Raw genomic sequence first — 10,102 nt, forward strand, 5'->3', positions numbered from 1 at the left:
CGCCTCCTAGCGAACCAATTCTTTTTGATGCGGTAATATCGTATCTCCGTATATTTCAGTTGGATAATTCCCTGTAAAGCAAGCCAGACAATGGCCAGCTTCAGGCCCTTCATCCGTTCGGCCGATTGCACGAACCATTCCTTCAACCGAAAGGAATGTCAGTGAATCTGCCCCAATCAATTCTCTTATTTCTTCAATGCTATTGCTGGAAGCAATCAGTTCTTCACTAGAACTCGTATCGATTCCGTAGAAACATGGATTTTTAATTGGCGGTGAACTGATCACAACATGTACTTCCGTTGCGCCCGCTTCTTTTAACATCGTGACAATACGTCTTGATGTTGTTCCGCGGACAATGGAATCATCGACCATCACGACACGCTTGCCGTTTACTACTTGGCGAACTGGGGACAATTTCATTTTCACACCACGTTCACGTAAGTCCTGTGAAGGCTGAATGAAAGTACGACCGACATACCGGTTTTTGATTAACCCTAATTCATACGGAATTCCCGTAGTTTCTGAAAAACCAATCGCTGCCGAAATACTGGAGTCAGGTACACCTGTTACGACATCTGCATCAATTTGTACTTCTTTCGCCAATTCTTTTCCTAAGCGTTTACGAGCCGTATGAATATTTATGCCATCAATATCCGAATCGGGACGTGAGAAGTAAACGTACTCCATTGTACAAATCGCGCGTTTTGCAGGGAATGCAAATCGTTCCACACGCAAACCGTCGTTATTGATAATCAAAAACTCACCTGGTTCAACGGAGCGTACTACTTCGGCACCGATAATATCGAATGCACATGTTTCCGAAGCAACAACCCACGCATCACCCAGTTTACCTAAAGACAATGGACGCAACCCGTTCGGATCGTTAGCAACAATCATTTCGTCTTCCGTCATCATGACGAAGGCAAAGGCACCTTTAAGCAGTGATAAAGCATTCTTCGCGCGTTTTTCAAACGATGAATAGCCACTTTTTTTAATTAAATGCGCCAATACTTCTGTATCTGAAGAAGTCTGAAAAATACTTCCTTGACGCTCTAAATGTTGTTTTAAATGGTTCGCATTCACGAGATTACCGTTGTGTGCAATCGCCAAACTGCCGGTCGTCGAGCGGAATAACAGAGGCTGGACGTTTTCAATCCCGCCGCCTCCTGCAGTTGCATACCGTACATGGCCTACCGCACCATAGCCTTGCAAATGATCGAGCTTGCCTGCACTGAATACTTCATTGACTAGCCCTTCCCCTTTGACCGCTTGAAGCGAATGACCGTCCGTTACGACAATCCCCGCTCCTTCCTGGCCACGGTGTTGAAGTGCATGCAATCCATAATATGCGATTTGCGCTGCATTCGGGTCTCCCCAAATTCCAAAAACGCCACACTCTTCGTTTAAGCCTCTGAGTTCAGCAAGCATGGAATTGCTCCTTTCCAAGCAGATCGGAATTCTTCAACAGAACCTGACACCCACTCTTCGCCATTTTCATTTCGAATGATGACGGACGTATCTGATGTAACCGTTCCAATGTTTACTGCATCTGTTATGATTTCTTCGAACGCTGCCGCATGTTGTGGTTTAACGGTTACGATGAAGCGAGATTGTGATTCACTGAATAACGCTGTGATCGCCGAACCTGAAATCGTTACATCCACACCAAGGTTTTTAGCACCAAACGTTTTCTCAGCCAATGCCACGGCAAAGCCACCTTCAGCAATATCGTGAGCCGAAGCTACGACGCCAGCTTGAATCGCTTGAAGAAGTGCGTTTTGTCGAGCCACTTCCACTTGTAAATCAATTGAAGGTGCTTGACCAAAGATTCGGCCTTCCACCATTTTTTGAAGTTCACTGCCGCCGAATTCAGTCAGCGTTTTACCGATGAGATAAACCAGGTCACCTGCATCTTTTACGTCTTGTGTCGTTACATGTGATAAATCTTCAACTAAGCCAACTAAGCCGATTGTAGGTGTTGGATAAACAGCCACGCCACTGCGCTCGTTGTAAAGAGATACGTTCCCGCCGATAACAGGGGACTCAAGTGCTAAACACGCTGCAGCCATCCCATCAGCCGACTTCTCCAATTGCCAGAAAATCTCTGGCTTTTCTGGATTACCGAAGTTTAAGCAATCCGTAATTGCCAGTGGTTTTGCACCGGAACAAACTACGTTACGTGCAGCTTCCGCCACGGCGATCTTCCCACCAGTTTCCGGATCCAGATAAATGTAGCGTGAATTACAGTCTGTCGTCATCGCAAGTCCTTTGTTCGTGCCACGAACTCGCACGACCGCTGCATCCGAACCTGGCGTTACTACTGTACTCGTGCGCACTTGATAGTCGTATTGATCATAAACCCATTCTTTTGAAGCAATGGTTGGTTGTTTCAATAAATTGATCAATGTTTCTTTATAATCAGCCACTTGAGGTTCTACATTTTCCATTGCTTGATATTCCGTGTAATAAGCTGGCACGCTTGAAGGTTTATGATAAACCGGTGCTTCTTCAGCCAAAGCATCTGCCGGGACGTCTGCCACAACTTCACCTTTATGAAGTAAACGAAGCATTTTATCGTCCGTTACATGACCGACAGCGACGGCATCCAAATCGTATTTTTCAAAGAGCTCAACGATTTCCGCTTCACGTCCTTTTTTCACGACGATCAACATACGTTCCTGTGATTCAGACAACATCATTTCGTAAGCCGTCATTCCTGATTCACGCTGAGGAATCAAATCAAGATTCATTTCTACTCCGAAACCGGCTTTAGAAGCCATTTCAGCTGATGAAGAAGTTAATCCTGCCGCACCCATGTCTTGAATCCCGACAAGTGCATCTGATTTTACAAGTTCTAGACACGCTTCAAGTAATAGTTTTTCCATGAATGGATCGCCCACTTGAACAGCCGGACGCTTTTCTTCAGAAGTTTCACTTAATTCTTCCGATGCAAATGTCGCGCCATGAATACCGTCACGACCTGTTTTGGCCCCTACATACATCACCGTATTGCCGACACCTGAAGCAACACCTTTTTGAATATCTTCATGATTGATCAAGCCTACACACATGGCGTTAACCAATGGATTTCCTGCGTAACAGTCGTCAAACTGAACTTCGCCACCAACAGTCGGAATGCCGATACAGTTCCCGTAGCCTGCAATTCCCGCTACCACTTCTTCAAACAAATAACGAACACGAGGGCTAGTTAATTCCCCAAAACGTAATGAGTTAAGCATCGCAATCGGACGTGCTCCCATCGAGAATACATCTCGGATGATTCCGCCAACACCAGTTGCCGCTCCTTGGAAAGGTTCAATGGCAGATGGATGATTATGTGATTCCATTTTGAACACAACTGCCTGGCCATCTCCGATATCGACGATTCCAGCCCCTTCACCAGGACCTTGAAGGACACGAGGACCAGTCGTTGGGAACTTACGTAAAATCGGTTTCGAATTTTTATATGAACAGTGTTCCGACCACATGACTGAAAACAAGCCTGTTTCCGTATAGTTCGGTTGACGTCCTAATATGTTCTCGACCATCTCAAACTCTGAATCTGATAAACCCATTTGAGCATATAGTTTCTGTTCTTTAATTTGCTGAGGATTTGGTTCAAGCATGACTGACATGAGATTCCCTCCACTGTTTAACGATAGATTTGAATAACGCTAGTCCGTCCGTTCCACCAATCAGTTCGTGCACCGCACGTTCTGGATGTGGCATCATCCCTAAGACATTACCACGTTCGTTGATAATCCCTGCGATATCTTCCACACTGCCGTTAGGATTATCATTCGTATACGTGAAAACAATTTGATTGTTCGCTTTCAATGACGCAAGTGTTTCTTCATCACATGTATAGTTTCCTTCCCCATGTGCAATCGGAACTTGAATGACTTGATCTTTCGCATATTCAGCTGTAAACATGGTGTTGTTATTAACAACGGTTAGTTCCACTGTGCGACACATGAACTTCAAGTTTTTATTGCGAAGTAAAGCACCTGGAAGCAGGCCAGCTTCGGTTAATATCTGGAATCCATTACAAATACCAAGAACCGGTTTACCAGCATCAGCCGCTTTTTTCACTTCGCTCATAACGTTAGAAAATTGAGCAATTGCCCCACAACGCAAGTAATCTCCATAAGAGAATCCACCAGGCAACAGAATGCCATCATAACCACTTAAATCTTTTGTATCGTGCCAAACATATTCAGCTTCTTCGCCAAGCTCATCTTTAATCGCATGATACATATCTAAATCACAGTTGGATCCGGGGAATACGAGGACTGCAAACTTCATTTGCTGACAGCCTCCTCGACATCGTACCGATAATCTTCAATCACTGTATTCGTTAATAGTTTTTCACACATCTCTTTAACTACCACGTCTAGTTCTCTTTCAGAATCATCCACTTGAACTTCTAAGTACTTGCCAATGCGAACATCCGCTACTTCGTTATAGCCCATGGTATGAAGAGCGCCCATTACTGCTGAACCTTGTGGGTCTAGTACACTTTCACGTAACGTTACATAGATTTTTACTTTTTTCATTGTGTGATTCCTCCTAGGCGGGATAGTATGATTTCGTATGCATCTGTTAATTGTCCTAAATCTCTGCGGAACACGTCTTTGTCCAGCTTTTGTTTTGTTTTTTCGTCCCATAAGCGGCACGTATCAGGTGAAATTTCATCTGCAAGCAACACATTTCCTTTATTGTCACGACCAAACTCCAATTTGAAATCTACTAAAATAACACCGATTTCTTTGAAGAATTGAGACAGAACCTCATTAACTTGTAAACCCTTTTCATAAAGAGCTAGAACTTCTTCTTGTGAAGCAATGTTCAAAATCTCAATATGTTCTTCTGTAATAAGTGGATCGCCAAGTTCGTCGTCTTTAAAGTAGAACTCGACGATTGGACGCGCGAGTTCTACTCCTTCTTCTAGTCCGAGGCGCTTAGCTAGACTGCCCGCTGCGACCTGACGAACGACGACTTCAATCGGAATGATGTCAACTTTTTTCACTAATTGCTCATGATCGGATAATTGCTCAACGAAATGAGAATCAATGCCTGCAGCTTTTAATTTTTCAAACAGTAAAGAGGTGATTCGGTTATTCAACGTACCTTTACCTGCAATTTCGGCTTTCTTTTCTCCGTTAAATGCAGTTGCACTATCTTTGTATTCCACAAAAAGAATATCTTCTTTGTCTGTTGTATATAATCGTTTCGCCTTACCTTCATACAAAAGCTGACCTTTTTCCACGTGAATTCCCCCGATTAGTTTAGTCCGAGACGCTCGAAAATCATGTCGACATGTTGGATATGGTAGTTATAGTCAAAGCAATCATCCAATTCTTCTTTGGACAGTTGTGAAGTAATCGTTTCGTTCTGTTCAACAACCCCACGGAAAGCAATTTGGTTTTCCCATGCTTCCATCGCACAAGGTTGCACTGTATCGTACGCTTCTTCACGAGCCATTCCTTTGTCGATTAACGCAAGAAGGACACGTTGAGAATAAATCAATCCAAGTGTACTATCCATATTGCGTTTCATATTCTCTGGGAATACCGTTAAGTTTTTCACGATGTTACCGAAACGGTTCAGCATGTAATTTAAAGCAATCGTTGCATCCGGTAAAATGACGCGTTCAGCTGAAGAATGTGAAATATCGCGTTCATGCCATAAAGAAACATTTTCATAAGCAGTTAACATATATCCGCGAATCAGACGTGCCAGTCCCGTCATGTTTTCAGAACCGATCGGGTTACGTTTATGTGGCATAGCTGAAGATCCTTTTTGACCTTTTGCAAATGATTCTTCCACTTCACGAGTTTCTGATTTTTGCAGTCCACGAATTTCGGTTGCAAACTTCTCTACAGACGTCGCAATCAAAGCAATGGTGCTCATGTATTGCGCATGGCGGTCACGTTGCAATGTTTGCGTTGAAATCGGTGATGCCGTAATGCCTAGATTTTCACATACATATTTCTCTACAAAAGGATCGATGTTTGCATAAGTACCAACTGCACCAGACATTTTGCCTGTTTCAATTGATTTCGCAGCCGCTTCAAAACGCTCAACGTTACGTTTCATTTCTTCATGCCATAATGCCAATTTCAAGCCGAAAGTCGTTGGCTCAGCGTGCACGCCATGCGTACGTCCCATCATGACTGTGAATTTATGTTCTTTTGCTTTATTCGCCAAGATCTCAACGAAATTGTTCAAGTCTTTACGAAGGATTTCATTCGCTTGCTTGATGATGTAAGAGAGCGCTGTGTCCACAACGTCTGTTGATGTAAGGCCGTAATGAACCCATTTACGCTCATCCCCTAATGTTTCGGAAACCGCACGTGTGAAAGCTACGACATCGTGACGTGTTTCTTCTTCAATTTCAAGGATACGGTTGATATCAAATGAAGCATTTGCACGAATTTTTGCTACATCTTCTTTCGGAATATCGCCAAGTTCAGCCCATGCTTCACATGCTAAAATCTCAACTTCCAACCATGCTTGGTATTTATTTTGTTCTGTCCAAATTGCTCCCATTTCAGGGCGAGTATAACGTTCAATCATAAAGTTCTCCTTCTATTCCGACCAAATGCCGGAATGCTCGATTTCTTGTAGTGTTTGATTTAAGTCGTTTGTCAAAATGGTCACATGCCCCATTTTACGTTTTGTTTTTGCTTCTTCTTTGCCGTATAGATGAATGGACCAGTCTGGGTATTTGGAAATCGCGTTTGATAAGGGAACGACGTGTTCTCCAAGCACATTGACCATGACCGTCGGTTGATGTAGCACCGGCTTACGTAAAGGCCACCCGCAAATGGCACGCACATGCTGATGGAACTGCGAAATCGTACTGCCTTCTATTGAATAGTGTCCTGAGTTATGAGGACGTGGTGCCAACTCATTAATCACAATCGAGTCATCTTTCAGCACAAACATTTCAACTGCCAATGTACCGATTAACTGTAGATGATCCGCAATTTGTTCTGCCGCTTCTGTAGCTTGTGTCAGAATCGCTTCAGATACACGAGCTGGGACAATCGTTTCGTGTAAAATATGATCTTTATGAATATTTTCACCGACAGGCAAACAATAGGTTTCCCCGTTGCCATTACGCTGTACGATAACTGAAATTTCTTTAACGAATGGCACGTACGCTTCTGCAACACATGCTCCATAATCGAATAATGGTGCAGCTAGCATTAAATCTGCGTGTGACTCAAGCTTCACTTGACCTTTGCCATCATAACCGCCGTAAGCCGTTTTAACGATACAAGGGAAACCGACTTCAGCTATACACGCTTTCAATTCTACAATACTTGTCGCAACAATATAGTTTGCAACCGGTACACCCGCCTGGCGAATCTCCGCTTTTTCGGTAATCCGATTTTGTGTAATGCGGACAAGTTCTGCCCCTTGAGGAAGATAAGCGTATTCTGCTAATCTCTTAAGTCCTTCATAATCAATATTTTCAAATTCGTACGTAATGACATCACTTACATCTGCAAGTTCTTCCAGTGCGGATTGATCGTTATATGGTGCAACGATTTGGATGTCTGCGATTTGACCACAAGGCGATTCCATCGCTGGGTCGAGTACGGCAATTTTAAATCCGGCTTCTTTGGCTGCCAAAGCCATCATGCGTCCTAATTGACCCCCACCAATAATTCCAATCGTTTGCCCCGGAGAAATGGTTTTCATCATATGAGGTCACCGTTGCTTTCAAATACTTTTTCCTTCGTTGCTTCACGTCTCAAGTCGAGATTATGTGCCAGCGTTTGATCGGTCATTGCCAGCATTTGTGCTGCTAACAACCCTGCGTTCGTTGCACCTGCTTTGCCGATTGCTACGGTTGCAACAGGAACACCGCCTGGCATTTGTACAATCGATAATAATGAATCAAGGCCATTCAATGCTTTGGATTGAATTGGAACACCGATAACCGGTAACGTCGTTTTCGACGCAACCATACCTGGTAAATGCGCTGCTCCACCAGCACCAGCAATAATCACCTGAATGCCTCTTGTTCTTGCTGAGGCAGAATACTCAAACATTAAGTCTGGCGTCCTGTGAGCTGATACTACTTTTTTTTCATAAGGGACTTGCAGTTCATCTAATATGTCACATGTATGTTTCATTGTTTCCCAATCACTTGAGCTTCCCATGATCACGCCGATTTTTGCATTCATCTGAAATCGCTCCTTTATTGAAAAGCTTAAAGCGCTGTTTCATTTCGTGTGCGCTCCAACCTAACATAAAAATCTTTTTGTTGATAAAAGTAAAAAGTCCTCAAATAAACTGCTCATTATGCATGAAAAGCAGTTTACTTGAGGACTTTATAGAAATTGGGTCATGAATAGCTGACATATACATATGCAGACTCACTTCCTTCATTCATACATCCAAAAGTTGCTTTCCCGCATAGTCCGGTCATTTACGGTGACCTGGTAGAGACGCTAAAGCCAATTCTTTAGCATATATGGGGAGTATCGTTGTTCCTATATTCACATTTTATCAAGAGGCGGAGCTTGCGTCAACGCTTAAATGCGAACGATAAATTTTCAGAAAACAATATCGTTCGGTTTTTAGCCTATTTTATGGTTATTCAGAGATGTAAGTACCTTTAAATTGAATGATTTGGCGAATAGGAACGATTTCTCCATTCACTTCCTGGAACATAGGCTCTTCTCTTCGGCCGGTTGGCATATAGCCTTCCGTCTGCATCCGTTTCAGACAATCATCAATCGTTTCATTCTCTGCCACTTCAAACCAAACCGTCTTTTTCTTCATTTAAATAGCTTTCCTTTCCTAACAGTCTTCACCCAGAATCCGCCATGAATTGTTTTCGGCTCATACGCAATAATGAAGGCTTTTGGATCAAGCTCTTTAATCGTTGCATACAGTTTCAATTCATATTTTCGTGGAGTTAGAATCTGCATGGCTTTACGGTTTCCTTCAAGACCATTCGCTTCCCAATCCGTAACACCATACCCTTTATCACGCAAAAGTCGGGGTAATACGCGATTCTCTTCCGTCGTAATCACATTTACCGTAATGTAACCAAGGGCCATCTTCTCTTCAATTTTCGTACCAACGATGACGCCTGTTCCATAACCAACTGCATACGCTACAAGGTTTTGGATTTCATTCAAGTTGTCTAATACCAGACCAAGTCCGACAACATAAATGACCACTTCAATTGTGCTGATAAACGCGGCGAAATAGCGATAGCCTTTCAGCGTCATAATCATGCGCACTGTAAAAAACGACACATAGACAATATTTATACTAAATATAATTAAGACCATCATTAGGGCTTCAGTACTCATTTTAGACTTCCCTTCTAAGAAAAACTTTAAGCCCCTATCTTATTGGAGAAACCTACATAATACAAGGGATTTGCTGTATTTCCGTAAATTGTAAAGTTAATTATGTATTACGTAGTTTGTCTCACCATCAAGGTTACTATGTAGTGGGAGGTTTGATATTAGGGAGGAATTTATTAAATAGATTTAGAAAGTACTTAGTCAAACTGGTGAATAGATTATATTGTGTTGTCTTATAAGGCAAGTTAAGTTGGCGCATGAAACAAGGTTTTGATTGTGAAAGTTGCTTTCTTATTTTTATCGCTCATATGACGGTTTTTATCGCTCATACAGGAGATTTGTCGCTCACTCGGAGGATTTATCGCTCATATAAGCCACTTTATCGCTCAAATCCGTCTCACTCGTAAGTTCACTTGCTGAATCAACTGACGTCCAATTGATCGAATTGCTCTAAAGAATCCCTCTCCAACAGAAAAGAGCCATGCAACGTCAGTGGAATGGCTCCCATTTGGGCTTCGGGTTCAAAACATCGCTAGCATAAGACTCTTAATGGTTTTTTTCCGCTACGCTCCTGTTCAAACCCTTAAAAAAGAACACAAAAAAACCGATACCCCGAAAGGTACCGGTTTTTTACTTTGCCTAGCGACGTCCTACTCTCACAGGGGGAAACCCCCAACTACCATCGGCGCTAAAGAGCTTAACTTCCGTGTTCGGTATGGGAACGGGTGTGACCTCTTTGCCATTATCACTAGACTTTTTTGAGT

At 42.9% G+C, this 10,102-nt stretch carries 10 protein-coding genes, 1 rRNA gene and 1 riboswitch; all 11 genes read right to left on the reverse strand.

The annotated features are described in order from the left end of the window. Nucleotides 1-6: 6 nt before the first annotated feature. Entirely contained in the window at nt 7-1,428 is a 1,422-nt protein-coding gene (purF, locus tag M9R32_RS08315; RefSeq protein ID WP_269926265.1) for an amidophosphoribosyltransferase, read from the reverse strand. Then, nucleotides 1,404-3,635, reverse strand: a complete 2,232-nt coding sequence (gene purL / locus M9R32_RS08320; protein WP_269926266.1) for a phosphoribosylformylglycinamidine synthase subunit PurL — start codon at nt 3,633-3,635, stop codon at nt 1,404-1,406. The genes purF and purL overlap by 25 nt, the downstream gene beginning before the upstream one ends. Continuing rightward, on the reverse strand, nt 3,619-4,305 hold the full coding sequence (gene purQ / locus M9R32_RS08325) for a phosphoribosylformylglycinamidine synthase subunit PurQ (protein ID WP_269926267.1): 687 nt from the start codon (nt 4,303-4,305) through the stop codon (nt 3,619-3,621). Before purQ ends, purL begins: the two co-directional genes overlap by 17 nt. Next, nucleotides 4,302-4,556 carry a phosphoribosylformylglycinamidine synthase subunit PurS gene (gene purS / locus M9R32_RS08330; protein WP_269926268.1) on the reverse strand — a complete coding sequence of 85 codons (255 nt, stop codon included), beginning with the start codon at nt 4,554-4,556 and terminating at the stop codon, nt 4,302-4,304. The genes purQ and purS overlap by 4 nt, the downstream gene beginning before the upstream one ends. Further along, a complete protein-coding gene (purC, locus tag M9R32_RS08335) occupies nt 4,553-5,269 on the reverse strand; it encodes a phosphoribosylaminoimidazolesuccinocarboxamide synthase (RefSeq protein WP_269926269.1) in 717 nt (238 codons plus the stop codon). Before purC ends, purS begins: the two co-directional genes overlap by 4 nt. Before the next feature lie 14 nt (nt 5,270-5,283). Further along, a complete protein-coding gene (gene purB / locus M9R32_RS08340; protein WP_269926270.1) occupies nt 5,284-6,579 on the reverse strand; it encodes an adenylosuccinate lyase in 1,296 nt (431 codons plus the stop codon). A 12-nt stretch (nt 6,580-6,591) separates the two neighbouring features. Further along, a complete protein-coding gene (purK, locus tag M9R32_RS08345) occupies nt 6,592-7,716 on the reverse strand; it encodes a 5-(carboxyamino)imidazole ribonucleotide synthase (protein ID WP_269926271.1) in 1,125 nt (374 codons plus the stop codon). Further along, nucleotides 7,713-8,201, reverse strand: a complete 489-nt coding sequence (purE, locus tag M9R32_RS08350) for a 5-(carboxyamino)imidazole ribonucleotide mutase (protein WP_269926272.1) — start codon at nt 8,199-8,201, stop codon at nt 7,713-7,715. Before purE ends, purK begins: the two co-directional genes overlap by 4 nt. A 213-nt stretch (nt 8,202-8,414) precedes the next feature. Next, nucleotides 8,415-8,515, reverse strand: a riboswitch (purine riboswitch). A 98-nt stretch (nt 8,516-8,613) separates the two neighbouring features. Next, nucleotides 8,614-8,802 carry an NETI motif-containing protein gene (locus tag M9R32_RS08355; RefSeq protein WP_016429433.1) on the reverse strand — a complete coding sequence of 63 codons (189 nt, stop codon included), beginning with the start codon at nt 8,800-8,802 and terminating at the stop codon, nt 8,614-8,616. Further along, nucleotides 8,799-9,341 (reverse strand): DUF2179 domain-containing protein, encoded by a 543-nt coding sequence (locus tag M9R32_RS08360; protein WP_269926273.1) that lies wholly within the window; start codon nt 9,339-9,341, stop codon nt 8,799-8,801. The genes M9R32_RS08355 and M9R32_RS08360 overlap by 4 nt, the downstream gene beginning before the upstream one ends. A 634-nt stretch (nt 9,342-9,975) precedes the next feature. Continuing rightward, a 5S ribosomal RNA gene (gene rrf, locus M9R32_RS08365) occupies nt 9,976-10,091 on the reverse strand. Nucleotides 10,092-10,102: the final 11 nt, after the last annotated feature.

Source organism: Paenisporosarcina quisquiliarum (assembly GCF_027563315.1).
Taxonomy (GTDB): Bacteria; Bacillota; Bacilli; order Bacillales_A; family Planococcaceae; genus Paenisporosarcina; species Paenisporosarcina quisquiliarum.